This is a genomic window from Actinomadura chokoriensis (assembly GCF_041463665.1).
In the GTDB taxonomy this organism is placed as follows: Bacteria; Actinomycetota; Actinomycetes; order Streptosporangiales; family Streptosporangiaceae; genus Spirillospora; species Spirillospora chokoriensis_A.
The window spans coordinates 176,236-194,391 of sequence record NZ_JAXCEJ010000015.1; the positions used below are offsets into that span (position 1 = coordinate 176,236).

Below are 18,156 nucleotides of genomic sequence, written 5' to 3' on the forward strand. Positions count from 1 at the left end.
TCCGCCTCACTGGCTCAGGGGTCCGAGCAGGAGCCACTTCCACGAGGATTCTTCTCCCAACTGACGGGTTCCGGCGCTGCGCGGCATGACGTATCGCTTGCCGTCGGGCCCGTAGACCGCACCGGTCGTTGGATCGTATCCAGCGAACTCCACTGAATCCGCCGGATACGACAGGGTCAGCTGGCCGTCGGCGAGCTGGCCCGTCGGAGCCGCAGCGGCGGCCTTGGTCTCGGCCTCGTTCTTGCCCTTGGCCTCGGACTTCCCGTCCTTGTCGCCGGTGCCGTAGGCGCCGCCCTCGGGGAAGCCGGCGCCGGCGGTGGCGCCCGCCGGGACCTGCGGGAACGGCAGGATCTCGTCCTTCGGGAAGTTGCGGGCGCCGCGCACCGCGGTGGGCGCGTTGCCCGGGGCCGTGCAGCCGGCGTCCAGGCGCGGCTCCTTCGGGGACGTGTCCTGCGGCCAGCGGTGCTTGACCTTCTCGTAGCCCTTGGTGCAGGCGGGCGGGGCGTCGATGTTCAGCGCGAGCCCAAGGTGCTGGGTCCCGTCGCCGGGCGTGACGGTGAAGGCGCCGGCGACCGTCACCGGGTACAGGATGAACAGCGACCGGAGGCCCGCCTGGCGGGACGTGATGATCTGGCCGGTCGTGGTGAGGTTCGCCAGGAGGGTGGGCAGCGTCGGCGCGAGCTGGTTGACGGCCTTGTGCGCCTCGTCCACGGCGCCCGGGGCGGCGTCGATCGTCTTGCGCAGGGCGGGGTCGTCCTTGCGCAGGGACGTGGTGAGCTCGTTCAGGTTCCGGGCGAAGCCGGCGATGTTGGCGGCCTGCCCGCGCTGGGTGTCCAGGACGGTGACGCTGTTGTTCAGCAGCCGCTCGGTGTCGGGGTATGCCTCGTCGGCGGTCTTCAGCAGCCGGTCGGTGTCGTCAAGGATCGACTGGAGGTCCTCGGCGGAGCCGGAGAACGCCTTGTCCAGCTCGTCCACGATGACGCCGAGATCCTTGGTGTTGACCGACCCGACGAGCGAGTCGACGTTGCGCAGCAGCTCGGCGGTGGACACCGGCAGCGTGGTGCGCTCCCTCGGGATCGTGTAGGCGTCGCCCTCGTCGAGGTAGGGCCCGCTCTTCTTGGCGGGCTCCAGGTCGATGTACTGCTCGCCGACGGCGGACCGGTTCGCGACGATGGCCTTGGTGCCGTCGCGCGGGATCCGCTGGCCGCGTTCGAGCAGCAGCTTGACGCGGATGCCGTCCTTGGTCAGCTCGATCGGACCGACCCGTCCGACGGGGACGCCCCGGTAGGTGACCTCGGCATTGGTGAACACGCCGCCGGAGTCGGTGAGGTCGACGTAGGCGACGTACTGCTTGCCGAGCAGGTCGCGGCCGAGCCCGATGTAGTTCACCGAGACGATCACCACGCCGACGACCGTGATGACCGCGAACACGATCAGCTGGAAGATGACGCCGCGTTTGAGGATCACGAGAGGCCCCCCGTCATCAGGGTCCGCAGGCCGCCGTCACCGGACTCGGGGGCGAGCGCCCCCGTCCGTTCCGGTGTGGGCGTCCCGGACGTTGTCTTCTTGGGGGCGGGCGTCGACCGGCCGGGCAGTCCGGGCACGCCCTGGCCGGTGCCGCCCGGTGTCTGCGGCAGCACGCCGAGCGGCGAGTCGGGCAGCGTCACGTTCGGCACCTGCAGCATGTTGCGCATCTGCTTGCCGCTGCCGAGCATCCCCTCGAGGTCGGTGCCGCCGAGCAGGTTGCGCGCGATGGACTCGAAGTCCAGGTCGACGGTCAGCCGCACGTTGCCGTAGTCGCCCTCGATGACGTTCTCGAACGTGGCCGGGAACGGGAAGGTGATCAGCGACTCCAGCGACCTCGGCAGGTCGTTGCCGGCCTTGTTGAGGTTCCGCAGGATCTTGTCGACGTTCCGCAGGTTCGCCAGCAGGTCCGCCTTCGACTGGTCGATGACGTTGGTGGTGGTGCGGCTGAGCTTGTTCAGCGCGACCAGCATCTTGGTGAGGTCGGCGCGGTTGCGGTTGAGGACGTCGATCGCGGGACCGGTCTCGTCGATGGTGTCCCGGATCGTCTTGCGCTCGTCGGCGAGCTTGCCGCTCAGCCGGTCGATGCTGTCCAGCGCGCGGGTGATCGCGACGCGGTTGCGGTCCAGCGTCCCCGCGAAGGTGTTGACCCGCTCCAGCACCGACCGGATCGTGGCCTCGCGCCCGCCCATCGCCGCCTGCAGCTCGTGGCTGATCGTGGAGACCTGCTCCAGCCCGCCGCCGTTCAGCAGCAGCGACATCGCCGACAGCACCTCTTCGATCTCGGTGCCGCGGGACGTGCGGTTCAGCGGGATGAGGTCGCCGGAGGCGAGCCGGCCGATCGGGGCCTCGTTCGCCGGCGGCTGGATCTGCACGAACTTCTCGCCGAGGAGGCTGGTCTGGCTGATCGTCGCGACCGCGTTGTCGGGGAGCGCGACGTCCCCGCGCACCTTGACGGTGACGAGCGCGTGCCAGCCGCCCTGCCCCGGCGTGCCGCCGGCGAGCTGGATGTCCTCGACCTTGCCCACCGACACGTCGTTGACCTTGACCGCCGACTGCGGGACGAGGTTTAGCACGTTCGCGAACTCGATCTTCACGGTCTTCGGGTCGGAGCCGAGATCGGGGCCGCCGGGCAGCGGCAGCGACTCCACGCCGTTGAACGAGCAGCCCGACAGGGCCGTCGCCGCGGCGATCGCGGCGGCGCCCAGCAGGCGGGCCCGGGCCATCGGCCGTCTCCTGCTCATCGGCCACCTCCAGGCAGCAGCGCGCTCAGGTTCCCGGACCCGGTGCGCGTCCCGGCCGTGCCGGTCTTGGACGTCGTGCCGGTCTTGCCCGTCTTGCCGCGGCCGCCCGGACCGTAGGCGTCCGGCGGGATCGGCACCGGGTCGTAGTGCGTGGTGAGCGCGGTGATCCAGGACAGGTCCAGGCTGAAGCCCGTCAGCGCCTTGCCGATGCCGTTGTACGGCTCGACGAAGTCGAGGCACTCCTTGGCGGGCGTGCCCACCGAGTACGCCAGCGAGCAGATCCAGTCGGCCAGGTCGTGGAACTGGCGGAAGTTGTCGCGGGTGTGGATGGTGCCGCTGATCGGGTCGTACGCGCGGGCCAGGTTGTTGACCGCCAGCGGGCCGGCGGTGAGGATCTCGGCGAGCGCGTCCTTCTCCTTCACCAGCACGCCGGTGATCTGGGCGAGCTGCCGGACGTTCGCGGCCAGCTCGCCGCGGTTGTCCTTGACGAACCGCTGCACGTTCCGCAGCGTCGGGGCGAGCGTGTTGAGAGCCGCCGACAGCTCCTCCTTCTCCCCCGCGAGCTGCGCCGACACCCCGTTGAGGTGCCCGCCGAACGACTTGATCTGCTGGTCGTTCGCCTTCATCGCGTCGGTGATGATCCGCAGGTTCCTGATCGTCGCGGCGACGTCGCCGCGGTCGGTGCTCAGCGTGCTGAGCGCCTTGGACGCGTCCGCGATCGTCTGCCGGATGTCGTCGCCCTGGCCGCCCAGGTTCGCGGCGCCGACCTGCAGCAGCCGCGACAGCGACCCCTGCTGGCCGTTCGCGCCGGGCGCGTTGGCGCCCTGCGGGCCGAGCGCCTTGGTGAGGTCGCTCAGGCTGCCGCTGACCTGGTCGACCTCGACCGGGACCGCGGTGCGGCTCGTGGTCAGGGTGGCGCCGTCGGCGAGGACGGCGCCGCCCCTGTAGACGGGCGTCAGCTGGATGTAGCGGTCGGCGACGAGCGTCTGGTTGATGATGACGGCCTGCGCGTCGGCGGGCACCTTGTACTTGGCGTCGTACTTCAATTCGACCTTGACCGCGTCGCCGACCGGTTCGACGCGCGTGACCTCGCCGACGGGGATGCCGAGGATGCGGACGTCCGCGCCCTTGTACAGGCCGACGGTCTTGGTGAAGTACGCCGTCATGCGGCGCTGCTTCGGCTCCTGGAGGATCAGCAGGAGCGCGGCCACCAGCACTGCGACGGCGACGATCGCGCCGCCCAAGCGGAGGATGGTTCCTGAGTTACGCACTAGTGACCTGCCTGCTACGGGAGGAACGGCAACGGGTTGTTGCTCTGGTTGCCGGTCTGGTTGCCGGTCTGGCCGCCCTGCTTCTTCGTCGTGGTCCCGCCGCTCCCGGGGGCGTCCTGGATGGAGGCGGGGATCGGGATCAGGTTCTGGATCCAGGAGTCGAACCAGCGCCCGGTGCCGGTGACGTCCGAGAACTGCCGCGCGAACGGCGCGAACAGCTGCAGGACCCGGTCCAGGTTGTCCTGGTTCTTCAGCAGGATCCGGTTGACCTTCGCCAGGTTGTCCAGCATCGGCCGCAACTGCTTCTCGTTCTCCCTGATCAGCGCGTTCACCTGCTGGGACAGGGCGACCGTGTTGAGCAGCAGCTGGTGGATCACCGCGCGGCGCGCCTGCACCGCCTGGAGCACCTTGTCGCCGTCCTGGACGAGCTTGGCGAAGTCCTGGTTGCGGTTCGCGAGCAGCTCCGACACGTCCTTGGCCTTGCCGGCCAGCTCGTGCAGCTCGTCGTCGCGGGACGCGACCGTGTTGGACAGCCGCCGCAGGCCCTGCAGCGACGCCCGGACCTCCTCCGGCGAGTTCTTGAACGTCTCCGACAGCACGTCGAACGACTTGGCGACCTGCTGGACGTCGATCGCGCCGACCCGCCGGCTCAGCTCGCTGATCGCCGGGACGACCTCGAACGGGGTGTGCGTCCGCTCGATCGGGATGCCGCGCCCGAGCCTGCCGGTGCCGCGCGGGGTCAGCTCCAGGTAGTGCGCGCCGAGAATCGTCTTGATCTTGATGCCGGCCTCGGTGCGGGAGCCCAGCCGCACTCCGTCGTCCACCCGGAAGGTGACCTTGACGTGGTCGCCGTCCAGGTCCAGGGAGGTGACCTTGCCGACCTTGACACCCGCGATGCGGACCTCCTCGTCGGCCTTGAGCCCGGCCGCCTCCCGGAACGCGGCCGTGTGCGTCTTGCCGCCGGACACCAGCGGGATGCTCTCCAGGTTCATCGCGAGCACCAGCAGCACGGCGATGATCGCGAACGCGGAGAGGGCGATGGGGACCGGGTTGCGCTCCCGGAACGGGATCCTCATCTACTTGCACCTCGCGTTCTCGTTCACGATCGCCGGCGTCTGGTAGACCGGTCCGTCCGGCAGCCGCACCCGCGCGTCGAGCCCACAGATGTACATGTTGAACCAGGACCCGTAGGACGAGATGTTCACGAGCTTCTGCAGCCGGTTCGGCGTGCGCTTCAGGCCCCCGTCGATCGCGTCGCCGTTGGCCGCGAACGTCCCGGCGAGCTTGCGCAGCCCCGCGATGTCGTTCCTGATGTCCGGCCGCGCGTCCGACAGCAGGTCCTCGGTCGTGCCGGTCAGCTCGTTGATCGCCGCGACCGAGTCGAAGATCGCCTTGCGGTCGCCGGAGACGCCGCTGACGAAGCCGCGCAGGTCCCGCACCATCTGGTCGACCTGGTCGTGCCGCTCGTCGATGGTGCCGAGCACGGCGTTCAGGTTGTCGACCACCTCGCCGATGACCTTGTCCCGGTCGGCGAGCGTGTTGGTCAGCGACGCGACGTGCGCGAGCAGGCTGTTGATCGTCCCGCCCTCGCCCTGCAGCACCTGGATGATCTGCATCGCCAGCGTGTTGACGTCCTTCGGCTCCAGCGCGCGGAACAGCGGCCGGAAGCCGTTGAACAGCGTCGTCAGGTCCAGCGCCGGCTCGGTCTGCCCGATCGGGAGCGTGGCGCCCGGCTTCAGGTAGTCGTTGAACTGGCCGGCGCCGTCGGTCAGCGCGAGGTACCGCTGCCCCATCAGGTTCCGGTAGCGGATCTGCGCCTTCGTGGACGACGGCAGCCCCGCCTTGAACGGGCCGTCGTCCTGGACGCTGAACGTCACCTCGGCCTTGTCGCCCTGGTAGAGCCTGATGTGCTCGATCTGGCCGACCCGGACACCCGCGACGCGGACGTCGTCGTTGTCCAGCAGCCCGGCCACGTTAGTGAAGATCGCCTTGTACTCGCGGGTGTCCCGGAAGCGCATGTTGGAGATCGTCATCGCCAGCACGCCGGTGGCCACCGAGGTGATGACCACGAAGGTGAGCAGCTTGATCGCCGCGCCCGTCGTCCTCACTTGATCGTCACCACCGATCCGTCCGCCAGCAGCGGCCCGAACATCAGCTCCGACACGTCCGACAGCTCGTCGGCGGGGGTCCGCGTCAGCGGCCCGAGGACGCTCTTGATCTGCTGCTCCGGGGTCAGCGAGCCGGTGTCGACGAACACGTTGGACAGCGCCCGGCCGCGGCTGCCGCCACCGCCGTTCGGGTCGTCCGGGTTCTTCCACCACAGGTCGTCCTGCGTGCCGTCCAGCGCCAGGTAGTCCGGGGAGGGCACCTTCGGGTTCGGCAGGCCGTAGCAGCGCGGGTTGCGCCGGTCCTTGGCCTCCGGCTGGTCCAGCGGGTACTTGTAGCCCGGCCGCGGCTTCACGATCTCCACGGTCAGGTTGAAGGTCTTGGACCCGCCGGCGCCGGCCGCCCGCTCGGCCTCCGGCTTGATCTTCATCAGCCCGGCGAACACGCACGGCAGCGACGGCGAGTAGCGGGCGACGAGGCTCGCCACGTCCCGGTTCGCGATGTTCACGCCGACGATCTTCGGGCCGTTGTGCCGCATGAACACGTCGCCGTCCTGCGCCAGCGCGGTCGTCGCCGGGATCAGCTGCTCGATCGTGGCCTTCTTGTCGGTGATCGTCCGGCTGGTCACGTTGAGGTTGCGCAGCGTCTGCAGCAGGTCGGGCGCCGCCGCGGCGTAGATGTCGGACACGTCCGCCAGGCCGTGCAGGTCCCGGACCAGCGTGCCGAGCTGCGGATTGATCTTCTTCAGCAGCGCGTCGGCCTGCTCGAAGTTGCGGCCGAGCTGGTCGCCGCGGCCCTGCAGCGCCGTCGCGAGCGCGTTCAGCGTCGAGTTCAGCTGCGCCGGCTTCACCGCCTGCAGCAGCGGGAGCAGGTCGTTCAGCACCTTGTCGATCTCGACGGCGGCCTGCGAGCGGTCCTGCTGGACGACCTGGCCCTCGCGCAGCCCGAGCGGGGCCGCCGACTGGTCGGGGATGTCCAGGTCCACGTACTTCTCGCCGAACAGCGTCTTCGGCAGCAGCCGCGCCTGCACGTTCCGCGGGATCAGCTTCGCCTTGTCCGGGTCCAGCGCGAGGTGCAGGGTCGCGCCGTCGGCGGTCACGTCGGTGCCGCGCACCTCGCCGACGATCAGCCCGCGGACCTTCACGTCCGAGTGCGGCAGCAGTTGCAGCCCCGCCCGTTCGGTCTTCACCGTCACCTTGGTCACGGGCGTGAACGCCTTGTTGTACAGCGCCACGGTCAGCGCCAGCAGCAGGACGATCACGATGACCATCGAGACGCCGAGCACCCGGTATCGCACGCGTTCGCTCATTGGTTCACCCCGCGATCCGAACCGAGGTGGTCGTGCCCCAGATCGCCATGCCGAGCAGCAGGTCCGCCACGTTGATGACGACGATGCTGGTGCGCACCGCGCGGCCCACCGCGACGCCGACGCCCGCCGGACCGCCGGACGCGTGGTAGCCGTAGTAGCAGTGGATCAGCATCACCAGCACCGCGAAAATGATCACCTTGCCGAAGGACCACAGGATGTCGTTCGGCGGTAGGAACAGATGGAAATAGTGGTCGTAGGTGCCGGGCGACTGCCCGTAGAACACCGTCACGATGAACCGCGTCGCGCCGTAGGAGGCGAGCAGGCCCACGATGTACAGCGGGATGACCGCGATCATCCCGGCCAGCATCCGGGTCGTGACGAGGAACGGCACCGACGGGACGGCCATGACCTCCAGCGCGTCGATCTCGTCGGAGATCCGCATCGCGCCGAGCTGCGCGGTGAAGCCGCAGCCGACCGTCGCCGAGAGCGCCAGCGCCGACACCAGCGGCGCGATCTCGCGCGTGTTGAAGTACGACGCGACGAACCCGGTGAACGCGGCCGTGCCGATCTGGTTCAGCGACTCGTAGCCCTGCAGGCCGACCTGGCTGCCGGTGAAGAACGTCATGAAGCCGACGATCACCACCGAGCCGCCGATCACCGCGAGGCCGCCGGTGCCGAGGCTCACCTCGGCGAGCAGGCGCAGCACCTCGGTGCGGTACCGGCGCAGCACCCGGAACACCCACGCGAACGCGCGGGCGTAGAACGACAACTGGTGGCCGAAGTCGTCCAGCCGTTCCAGGGGTGCGTTCACGACCCGACGGGCCGCCTTTCCCGTCCTTCCGGGGGAAGCCATCACATCCCCTTCGACGGGACGAACTGGAAGTACAGCGTGGAGATCAGGAAGTTCTCCAGGAACAGCAGCATGAACGTGATGACCACGGTCTGGTTCACCGCATCGCCGACGCCCTTCGGCCCGCCCTTTGCATTGAGCCCCTTATAGGCGGCTACCAGGCCGGCTGTGATGCCGAAGACGAACGCCTTGAACTCGGCCTGCAAAAGGTCGGGCAGTTGCGCGATCGCGTTGAACGACGCCAGATAAGCGCCGGGCGTGCCGCCCTGCAGCATGACGTTGAAGAAGTAGCCGCCGAGCAGGCCGACCACCGAAACCAGGCCGTTCAGGAACAGCGCGACGAAAGCGCAGGCGAACATCCGCGGCACCACCAGGCGGTGCAGGGGGTTGATGCCCAGCACCTCCATGGCGTCGATCTCCTCGCGGATCTTGCGCGAGCCGATGTCGGCGCACATCGCGGATCCGGCGGCGCCCGCGACCAGCAGCGAGGTGACCAGCGGGCTGGCCTCCCGGACGATCGCGACCACCGCGGTCGCGCCGGTGTAGGACTGCGCGCCGAGCTGCCGGATCAATCCGCCGACCTGCAGCGAGAGGACGCCGCCGAACGGGATGGCGACGAGCATGGTGGGGACGACGGTGACGCTGACGATGAACCAGGCCTGCTGGATGAACTCGCGCCACTGGAACGGCCATTGGAACGTTGCACGGGCGGTGTCCAGGCACAGGGCGAAGAACCGTCCGGGCTCCTTGACGACGACGTTCGCCGCGCCGTCCCCGATCTTGCGGAACGACACGGCGGAGCCGCCGCCGCCCTTCCCCTCTCGCTGGTCCGCGCCGATACCAGGAGTGGACATCAGTACCCTGCACCGCCCGCGTGCCGGCCGGGCGGCGGGTTACCCGGGAACTGGCCGCCGGGCGGCGTACCGGGCGGGGGACCGCCGGGGCCGCCCGCGGCGGGGGCGCCGACGGGCGACACCGACGCCACGTACCGCGGCCACTCCTCCACCCAGTTGCGGCCGAGGTCGTCGATGAACGACCCGGGCGGCGGGGTGACGCCGTGCGCGGCGCACCACGCGCCGGGCGCGTGCATGCCGGCGCGCAGCAGCCCGTTGCTCGCCATCTGCTGCGGCGGGATGGGGGGCAGCTTGCCCGAGTCGAGGCCCATCTTGGCCTCGGCCTCCAGCTCGGAGGCGTCCTTCTCCTCCGACATGCCGATCGGGCCGACCTTGCTGGCGTTGAGGAACTGCCGGACGACCGGCTCCTCGCTGGACAGCAGCATCTCCCGCGGGCCGAACATGGCGAGGTTGCGCTGGTACAGCAGGCCGATGTTGTCCGGGACGGTCCGGGCCGTGTTGATGTCGTGGGTGACGATGAGGAACGTCGCGCCGATCTGCGCGTTCAGGTCGATGAACACCTGGTTCAGGAACGCGGTGCGGACGGGGTCGAGGCCGGAGTCCGGCTCGTCCACGAGGAGGATCTCGGGGTCCAGCACCAGCGCGCGGGCGAGGCCGGCGCGCTTTTTCATACCGCCGGAGATCTCGCCGGGAAGCTTGTGCTCGGCGCCGATCAGACCCACCATGTCCATCTTCTCGAGGACGATGCGCTTGATCTCGGATTCGGACTTCTTGGTGTGCTCGCGCAGCGGGAACGCGATGTTGTCGAACAGGTTCATCGAGCCGAACAGCGCGCCGTCCTGGAAGAGGACGCCGAACAGCTTGCGGGTGTCGTAAAGCTGGGACTCGGGCAGGTAGGGCAGGTCCCTGTCGCCGATCCAGATGTGCCCGCGGTCGGGCTTGAGCAGCCCGACGAGGGACTTCAGGAACACCGACTTGCCGGTACCGGACGGGCCCAGAAGAACGGAGATCTCACCTGCGGGAATGGTCAGCGACACGTCCTGCCAGATCACCTGGCGGCCAAAGGACTTGGTCAGGCCCTCGACTCTGATCTCGACGCCCACTCGTCACCTTTCGTCCAGGCCGGGGGGAATCCCGAACCAATGAGCGAGTAGTACTCAGGCTCTTGCTGTCGTCACACGGCGTGTTCGCCGTGTGGCTACCGTCCGGTAGCCGCGCCGGGTTCCACCACCGTAGCGGCCCGCCGTCCAAATGGAAGGGGTTCCGATCCAGATCAGCGGCCAAATGTGACGTCGTAAGACAATCGTTACTTACGTCGCCTATGAGACTAGTGGTCCAAGAACCAGCACCTCAAGCCCGGGGGCCAGACCGGCCACCGCCGGTCCGCCGGGGGACGGCGGGACGGAGACCGCCTGGTGTGACCACAGCGTCAGGACGGGACGCTACGCCGCCCCCCGATGACCACACAACCCGTCATGGCACACGCTTTTCCGTCGGCCTTTATCACTCCGGCACAGGAAACGGACGCCCCACGCGCACCCCGGCCACAAGGCACGCCTAACAGGACACGCAGCGACACGAAAAGAGGCGGCCACCCCGGGTGGGGTGACCGCCTCCTGTGGAGAGCAGTGGGAGCCGCAGGGGCTCGGGCGCTCCGGACCGTCCTACTTGACGGTGACCGACGCGCCGGCCTTCTCCAGGGCCTCCTTGGCCTTGTCGGCCGTCTCCTTGTTGACCTTCTCCAGCAGCGGCTTCGGCGCGCCGTCGACCAGGTCCTTGGCCTCCTTGAGGCCGAGGCTCGTCAGCGCGCGAACCTCCTTGATGACCTGGATCTTCTTGTCGCCGGCGCCTTCGAGGATGACGTCGAACTCGTCCTGCACGGCCTCCTCGGCGGCCGGGGCGCCCGGGGCGCCCGGCGCGGCGGCCACGGCCGCGACCGGCGCGGCGGCCTTGACGTCGAACTCCTCCTCGAACTTCTTCACGAAGTCGGAGAGCTCGAGAAGGGTCATCTCCTTGAAGGTGTCGAGCAGCTCGTCGGTGCTGAGCTTCGCCATGATGTCTCCTCCGCTATGGCTTGAATCTCGGGTGGTACGGGAACCGCGGTGTGCCTACTCGGCGGACGCCTCGGCGGCGGGCGCCTCGGCAGGGGCCTCGGCGCTCTCCCCGGCGGCCTCGCGCTTGGCGCGCAGCGCCTCGGCGAGCTGGGCCGCCTGCGTCGGCAGGGCGTTGAACAGCGCGGCGGCGTTCGCCATCGAGCCCTTCATCGCACCGGCCAGCTTGGCGAGGAGAACCTCGCGGGACTCGAGGTCCGCGAGCCTGGTGACCTCGGCCGCGTCCATCGACTGACCGTCGATGAAGCCCCCCTTGATCACCAGCATCGGGTTCGTCTTGGCGAAGTCGCGCAGGCCCTTGGCGGCCTCGACCACGTCGCCGCGCACGAACGCGATGGCCGACGGGCCTTCGAGCAGATCACGGAACTGCTCGTCGACACCGGCCTCGCTCGCGGCGCGCTTGGTCAGCGTGTTCTTCACCACGCGGAACCGCGTGTTCTCGCCGAGGTTGTCGCGCAGCTCCTTGACCTGCGCGACGGTAAGCCCGCGGTACTCGGTCAGCACGGCGCCGCTGGAGCTCTCGAACTCGCTCTTGAGCTCGGCGATCGCCGTGTCCTTGTGGGCCTTGGCCATAGCCCTCCTTCCGATTACCTGGGTGGTCCGATCCGCGCCCGTCCGTCCTCGGGAGAGGGGCAGGGGCGCCGATCCACCAAAAAACGCCCCGGCGCAGGCGCACGGGGCGTCCAGGCAAGGCACGGAGGCCATGCGGAAGCTCTCGTCTCACCTACGCAGGCCGCCCGAGCTGAGTCGGGTCCTTCGGTCACCTCACGGAGGTGACGACCGGCGGTCTTCGGCATCGAACAGAGTACGTGTTCGGCGTCCGACTTACCAAATCGGCGGAACGGCGAAGGGACCGCGCCCCCTGCGGGGTCGCGGTCCCTTGCTCGTCCGGTCGGTCGCCGGTCGCCTGCGGGTCAGCTCCCGCCGAGGCCACCGCCGAGCTTGCTCATGATCTCCCGGAAGTCGGTGACCTGGCCGGCCGGCGGCTCCACGATCTGCACGGGCTTGCCGAAGTCGTGGTACTTCATCGTCATCGTCATCGCGCCCTCGGAAGTCTGGTTCGACTTCATCTTCATCTGGCGCGGCAGCTGCTGCCCGTCCACCCAGAGGTCGAAGTGCATGTCCTGCATCCCCGACTTGGTGAGGCTCTTGCGGTAGGCCTCCTGCATGTCCGGGGAGAGCTTCGCAATCGCCTCCTCCATCCGGTAGGTACCGGTGTAGTGCGTCGTCTGGACGCCGTCCACCGTCTCCTTGCCGACCTCACGCACGTCCTTGGACGCCGTCAGCATCTTGGTGTTCTGGACCGGGTCCATCTGGCGGGACTGCTGCAGCATCTCGTCGATGTTCATACCGGACTGCTTGCCCAGCTCGTCCAGCGAGAGCTTGAGCCAGGGCTTCGCGGACGCGGTGCCGCCGAGCTGCGACAGCATCGGCATCTTCATGTACATGTTGCGGCCGATGAGCCGCTGCTCCATGGCGCCGATCGACTTGCCGCCGACCGACATGTCGGCGAAGTTCATGCTGTAGGCGAGGTCGGGCTTCGTCCGGTACTGCATGGTGCCGTTCATCGAGACGTTGCCGTCGGACGAGCCCGTCATCTGCATCTGCATGTCGGCCTTGAAGGAGCTGACGTCGCCGGTCTTCTCCGCGGCCTTGCCGAGCACCTGCGCGGCGCTCAGCTTGATGTTCTTCCCGGCCTCGTCCACCTTCTCGCCGGCGTCTCCGAGACAGCCGGTCATCGAGAGGGCGAGGCCGGTGGCCAGCGCCGTGCCGGCGACGAAACGACGGATCATCGTGGGGGTTCTCCTTGTTCTCCTGGTCGCCCGGGGCGCACGGGCCGAACGGTAAGTCAGACGCAGGAGAACCGAACTCGGTTCACCCCGGGCCGATGTGATCCGTGCCCTCAGCCACCGCCGAGGAGCGACCCCATCGACAGCTGACCCACCTGATCGGACGGCGGCGGGTTCACCGTGAACGACTTGCCGTAGTCGCTGTAGAGGACGGTCACCGAACCGGACTCGCCCTGCGACCCGTTGGCCTTCGAGACGATCTTGCGGGGCAGGTTGTCACCGTCCGTCCACAGATCGAAGGTGATCTTACCGTTGGCGCGGTCCTTCGGCAGCCACTTGCCCACCTTCTCGCGCGCCTGCGCGTCGAGGCGGTTCAGCGCGTCGTCGACGGTGACCGTGCCGGCGTAGTGCGTCGTCCTGACGCCGTCGACCGACTCGGTGCCGACCCTCCGGACGTCCTTGGAGCCGGTGAACATCTTCGTCTGCTCGGCCGGGTCGACCTTCTGCACCTGGTCGACGAGGCCCCGGACGTCGAACCCGGTGCGCTGCGACACCTGGTTCACGTCGATCTTCAGCCACGGCTTGCCGCCGCTGACGAACTGGGCGAGCTGCGGGACCTTCGCGTACAGCACGTCGCCGGTGAAGATCGCCTGGCCCTTGGCGCCCGGCACGCTCTGCCCGTTGCGGCTGAACTCGTCCAGCTTCGCGCTGAACGTCAGCTCCGGGCGCAGCCGGAACTGCCCGTTGGCGTGGACCCTGCCGTTCTCGTCCCCGGTGTCGGTCACCGTGAGGTCGGCCTTGAACGTGTCGGCCTGCCCCGTCTGCTGGGACGTCTTGAGCAGCGCCTGCCCGGCGCTGAGCTTCATGTTCTCCGTGTTGGCCGTCCCGTCCCCGTTGCATCCGGACAGGACGAGCGCGGCACCCACGGCGGTGCCGCCGGCCGCCACCACAAGTCGTCGGTTCATGAGGGTTGAGCCTCCCTTGTCGCCCTTCTGGTGTTCCCAGTGTCGCGGGACACCAACATCGGGGCATCCCCCGGTGGTACGAACGAGAACCCGGACGGTACGACCAACGGCGTAGCCCCGCGGGCGCCGCGTCAGCGGTACGAGCCGAAGGTCATCGAACCGCTCAACACGGCGCCGGACCCCTGCGCGCTCAGCCGGATCGAGGTCGGGCGGGCCTTGCTGTCGGCCCACAGGTCGAGCCCGCAGCCGGCCGAGTCCGGGATCAGGGGGCGGAGCCGGGTCGCCGCGTCCTGCGGCAGCAGCGCGTACACGCCGCCCATCAGCGCCTGCGCCGTGAACTGCGTCCTGCCGGACGCGTCCGGCCCGCTCGCGGTCATCCCGGGCAGCGTTCCGATCATGAAGGTGAACTGCCGGGGGTCGGAGTCGTTGCGCAGGTCGCCGAGCTGCGCGTCCGAGAGCGTGGCCTGCGTCCACTTCTCGCCGTCGAAGCCCTTGAGCGTGTTCCCGCTCACGATCACCTTCTGGGTGATCTTGCTCAGCTCGCCGTTCCGCTTCGTCTGCGTGACGCCGGTGGCGCTCATCGCGAACTTCGGCCACAGGGTGAACGAGGCCGTCTCGACGGCGTGCTCGAAGTCGCCGTCCTGGCCGATCGCCACCTTCATGTCCGTCTTGCGGGTGAAGGAGTGCAGGCTGGGGCCCGGCTGAGGCGGGGCCGTCGGCAGACCGTGCGCGCCACCGCCGTTCCCGGTCCCGGGGGCGCCCGAGCCGGGGGTCTTGCCCGCGCCCGGCGTCGCCGGCCCACCCGGCGTGACCGCGCCCGCCGCGGAGCCGTTCGGGTTGGTCCGGTCCTGCTGGGCCATGGCCGCGGCCGGAGGCAGCGACCCGGCGTCCTTGGCGGAGCCTCCGCCGACCTTGACGACCATCAGGATCGCCGTGGGCACGACGGCGACCGCGGTCACGGCGGAAATGGCGATGGCCCGGTCGGTGCGACGCTTCACGAAGGCAATTCAACACCAAGTTCCCCGCAGGTAACAAAGTAATCGAGCACCGAATTGTCCGAATGCGGACTGCGTTCTAGGTATCCGCCGCGTTCGGTGCTACGTGCCCCGTCCGGCTAGGCGGAGCCGGACAGGCGGGCCCGCAGAGCCGACTTGCGGACCTTGCCGTTGCCGGTGCGCGGCAGCGTGTCCACGTATTCGACGCCGCGCGGGGTCTTGAAGCCGGCGAGTCGGGCCCGGCAGGCGGCGATCAGGTCGTCCTCGCTCGGCGGAGTTCCGTCGGGCACGATCACCGCGCAGACCGTCTGGCCCCAGCGCGGGTCCGGAAGCCCGACCACGGCGACCTGGGCGACGCCCGGGACCGTGCGGAGGACGTCCTCGACCTCCAGCGAGGAGACGTTCTCGCCGCCGGTGATGATCACGTCCTTGAGGCGGTCGACGAGGTAGAGGTAGCCGTCCTCGTCGACCCGGCCGGCGTCGCCGGTGCGGAACCAGCCGCCGGTGAACGCCTCGGCGGTCGCGTCCGGATCGTCCCAGTAGCCGGTCGTGACCTGCGGGCCCCGGACGGCGATCTCGCCGAGCGCGCCGGGCGGGAGATGCGTGCCGTCCTCGTCCAGCACGGCGATCTCCACACCGCCCGCGGGGCGTCCCGCCGAGGCCGCGAGTTCCGGCCTCGTCGTGATGGCGGCGCGGTGGTCGTCCGGAGAGAGGAAGGCCGCGTTGCCGGATAGTTCGGTCATCCCGAACCCCTGGTTGAAATCGCAGCCGAGCACGTCGCCGGCACGGCGCAGCAGCGGGACCGGCATCGGCGCCGACCCGTAGGCGATCACGCGGACGGCGCCGCGCAGGACGTCCAGCGCCGCCGGGTCATCCTCCACGTGTGCGAGCAGGTCCTCCAGCATCGTCGGGGCCAGCGACAGGTTCGTGACACCATGCCGGCGCGTCGCCTCCACGAGCGCGGCCGGCGTGAACCGGCGCAGGACGACGGCATGCCGCCGGAACAGGTGGTGCAGGATGACCTGGTACCCCGCCACATGGCACAGCGGGAACGGCGTGCAGAACACATCGCCCCGCCGGACGGGACGGCCCGAAGCCGTGACCTCGATGCCCGCGAGCAGGCTCCGGTGTGTGAGACGCACCCCCTTGGGACGGCCGGTGGTGCCGCTGGTGAACATCAACCACGCCACATCATCCGGGTCGGCGCCGGACGCGGTGGCGGACTCGGTGGCGGACTCGGGGCCGGACTCGGGGCCGTCCCAGGGCAGGTCGTCGATACCGGCCAGCGCCGGACGGCCTGCGGGCAGGCCCCCCTCGGCGGCCAGCCGGTCGAGCAGGTCGGGCTCGCCGATGACGAGTTCGGCGCCGCTGCGAGCGATCTGGTCGGCCCATTCGCGGGGATGCAGCCGCTGGTTGAGCGGCACGAGGATCCGGCCGTCGCGCGGAACCCCGTAATAGGCGGCGACGTACTCCAGGCGGTTGTGCGCCAGCAGAGCCACCCGCGCTCCCCGCGAGCAGCGCCCGGACAGGTACGCGCTCAGGGCGTCCACTCGCGCGCGTAGTTCGCGGAACGTCCACGTCGTGCCGTCCACTGACAGCGCTGGAGCATCGGGAGCGTCCCTCGCCGCCGCGTCGAGTAGGTCGTCAAGGCGCTGCGGCGAACCGTCCATCACATTCCTGGGCATCTCGGCGACGAAACTACCGATCGCCCGGCGGGCCGGGCCCGCCCATACCGCTGGGTGGACGCGGAAACGGCGAAAGGGCGCCCCCGCAGCGGGGACGCCCTTCCGGCGATGGTGCGATCAGGCGGTCTCGAAGTCCGCCGTCAGGTTGCGGACCGCGTTCGGGTCCACCGGGATGCTCGGGCCCATCGAGGTCGTCAGCGACGCCTTCTTCACGTACCGGCCCTTCGCGGCGGACGGCTTGAGCCGCTGGATCTCCTCGACCGCCGCGGCGTAGTTCTCCACCAGCTGGCGCTCGTCGAAGGACGCCTTGCCGATGATGAAGTGCAGGTTCGCGTGCCGGTCGACCCGGAACTCGATCTTGCCGCCCTTGATGTCGGTCACGGCCTTCGCCACGTCCATGGTGACGGTGCCGGTCTTCGGGTTCGGCATCAGGCCGCGCGGGCCGAGCACCCGGCCGAGCCGTCCGACCTTGCCCATCTGGTCCGGCGTGGCGACCACGGAGTCGAAGTCCAGGAAGCCGCCCTGGATCCGCTCGATGAGGTCGTCGGAGCCGACGATGTCGGCGCCCGCGGCCTCCGCCTCCTGCGCCTTGGCGCCGACGGCGAAGACCAGCACGCGGGCGGTCTTACCGGTGCCGTGCGGCAGGTTGACGGTGCCGCGCACCATCTGGTCGGCCTTGCGGGGGTCGACGCCCAGCCGCAGGGCGACCTCGACGGTCGCGTCGAACTTGGTGACCGCGGTCTCCTTGGCCAGCTTCACGGCGTCGGCCGGGCTGTACAGCCGGTCCCGGTCGATCTTCTCGGCCGCGGCGCGGTAGCCCTTGCTGCGCTTCATGTTCGTTCCTCCAGGTGGAACTCGTGGTACGGGCCAGCGCCGGCCCTTCCACTGGTGGGATTACTTGACGTCGATGCCCATCGAACGCGCGGTGCCGGCGACGATCTTCTCGGCGGCGTCCAGGTCCCGGGCGTTGAGGTCGGGCATCTTGGTCGTGGCGATCTCGCGGATCTGGTCGCGGGTCACCGAGCCGACCTTGGTCTTGTGCGGCTCGCCGCTGCCCTTCTCCACGCCCGCGGCCTTCAGGATGAGCTGCGCGGCCGGCGGGGTCTTGGTGACGAAGCTGAACGACCGGTCCTCGTAGATGGTGATCTCTACGGGGATGACGTTGCCGCGCTGGGACTCCGTGGCAGCGTTGTACTGCTTGCAGAAGTCCATGATGTTGACGCCGTGCGGACCGAGCGCGGTACCGACCGGCGGCGCCGGCGTGGCCTGGCCCGCCTGCAGCTGCACCTTGACGAGCGCGGCGATCTTCTTCTTCGGAGGCATGCGAACCCCTTGGTCCCATTTATCGGTGGTTCCGACTCCCGGTCACCCGGGCAACACGGCGGCTGGGACGCGTCCACCGTGTAGGAACCTCTGAGAACTCGGCGTCTCCGCGAGACGGGAGCCGACCGC

The 18,156-nt window shown here is 69.3% G+C and carries 17 protein-coding genes; all 17 read right to left on the minus strand.

Features of this window, described 5'->3' with window-relative positions; genetic code table 11:
• Positions 1–6: 6 nt before the first annotated feature.
• Positions 7–1,467 (minus strand): MCE family protein, encoded by a 1,461-nt coding sequence (locus SM418_RS23215; RefSeq protein ID WP_371942991.1) that lies wholly within the window; start codon positions 1,465–1,467, stop codon positions 7–9.
• Positions 1,464–2,768 carry an MCE family protein gene (locus SM418_RS23220; protein ID WP_371942992.1) on the minus strand — a complete coding sequence of 435 codons (1,305 nt, stop codon included), beginning with the start codon at positions 2,766–2,768 and terminating at the stop codon, positions 1,464–1,466. The genes SM418_RS23215 and SM418_RS23220 overlap by 4 nt, the downstream gene beginning before the upstream one ends.
• Entirely contained in the window at positions 2,765–4,012 is a 1,248-nt protein-coding gene (locus tag SM418_RS23225; protein ID WP_371942993.1) for an MCE family protein, read from the minus strand. The genes SM418_RS23220 and SM418_RS23225 overlap by 4 nt, the downstream gene beginning before the upstream one ends.
• A 41-nt stretch (positions 4,013–4,053) precedes the next feature.
• Complete coding sequence (locus SM418_RS23230; protein ID WP_371942994.1) at positions 4,054–5,115, minus strand: MCE family protein; 1,062 nt, start codon at positions 5,113–5,115, stop codon at positions 4,054–4,056.
• On the minus strand, positions 5,116–6,147 hold the full coding sequence (locus SM418_RS23235) for an MCE family protein (protein WP_371942995.1): 1,032 nt from the start codon (positions 6,145–6,147) through the stop codon (positions 5,116–5,118).
• Complete coding sequence (locus SM418_RS23240) at positions 6,144–7,454, minus strand: MCE family protein (protein WP_371942996.1); 1,311 nt, start codon at positions 7,452–7,454, stop codon at positions 6,144–6,146. Before SM418_RS23240 ends, SM418_RS23235 begins: the two co-directional genes overlap by 4 nt.
• A gap of 4 nt (positions 7,455–7,458) precedes the next feature.
• Complete coding sequence (locus tag SM418_RS23245) at positions 7,459–8,265, minus strand: MlaE family ABC transporter permease (protein ID WP_371942997.1); 807 nt, start codon at positions 8,263–8,265, stop codon at positions 7,459–7,461.
• A gap of 41 nt (positions 8,266–8,306) precedes the next feature.
• A complete protein-coding gene (locus tag SM418_RS23250) occupies positions 8,307–9,158 on the minus strand; it encodes an MlaE family ABC transporter permease (RefSeq protein WP_371942998.1) in 852 nt (283 codons plus the stop codon).
• Complete coding sequence (locus SM418_RS23255) at positions 9,158–10,261, minus strand: ABC transporter ATP-binding protein (protein ID WP_371942999.1); 1,104 nt, start codon at positions 10,259–10,261, stop codon at positions 9,158–9,160. Before SM418_RS23255 ends, SM418_RS23250 begins: the two co-directional genes overlap by 1 nt.
• A 561-nt stretch (positions 10,262–10,822) precedes the next feature.
• On the minus strand, positions 10,823–11,212 hold the full coding sequence (gene rplL / locus SM418_RS23260) for a 50S ribosomal protein L7/L12 (RefSeq protein ID WP_371943000.1): 390 nt from the start codon (positions 11,210–11,212) through the stop codon (positions 10,823–10,825).
• A gap of 54 nt (positions 11,213–11,266) precedes the next feature.
• Complete coding sequence (rplJ, locus tag SM418_RS23265) at positions 11,267–11,842, minus strand: 50S ribosomal protein L10 (protein ID WP_371943001.1); 576 nt, start codon at positions 11,840–11,842, stop codon at positions 11,267–11,269.
• A gap of 341 nt (positions 11,843–12,183) precedes the next feature.
• Positions 12,184–13,062: an SCO4651 family lipoprotein gene (locus SM418_RS23270; protein ID WP_371943002.1), complete on the minus strand. Its 879-nt coding sequence runs from the start codon at positions 13,060–13,062 to the stop codon at positions 12,184–12,186.
• 110 nt (positions 13,063–13,172) lie between these two features.
• On the minus strand, positions 13,173–14,024 hold the full coding sequence (locus SM418_RS23275; RefSeq protein ID WP_371943003.1) for an SCO4651 family lipoprotein: 852 nt from the start codon (positions 14,022–14,024) through the stop codon (positions 13,173–13,175).
• Between the two features lie 131 nt (positions 14,025–14,155).
• Positions 14,156–15,022 carry a hypothetical protein gene (locus SM418_RS23280; protein ID WP_371943004.1) on the minus strand — a complete coding sequence of 289 codons (867 nt, stop codon included), beginning with the start codon at positions 15,020–15,022 and terminating at the stop codon, positions 14,156–14,158.
• 116 nt (positions 15,023–15,138) lie between these two features.
• Positions 15,139–16,704, minus strand: a complete 1,566-nt coding sequence (locus SM418_RS23285) for a class I adenylate-forming enzyme family protein (RefSeq protein ID WP_371943005.1) — start codon at positions 16,702–16,704, stop codon at positions 15,139–15,141.
• A gap of 117 nt (positions 16,705–16,821) precedes the next feature.
• Positions 16,822–17,538 carry a 50S ribosomal protein L1 gene (rplA, locus tag SM418_RS23290; RefSeq protein ID WP_371943006.1) on the minus strand — a complete coding sequence of 239 codons (717 nt, stop codon included), beginning with the start codon at positions 17,536–17,538 and terminating at the stop codon, positions 16,822–16,824.
• 60 nt (positions 17,539–17,598) lie between these two features.
• A complete protein-coding gene (gene rplK, locus SM418_RS23295) occupies positions 17,599–18,027 on the minus strand; it encodes a 50S ribosomal protein L11 (RefSeq protein WP_371943007.1) in 429 nt (142 codons plus the stop codon).
• Positions 18,028–18,156: the final 129 nt, after the last annotated feature.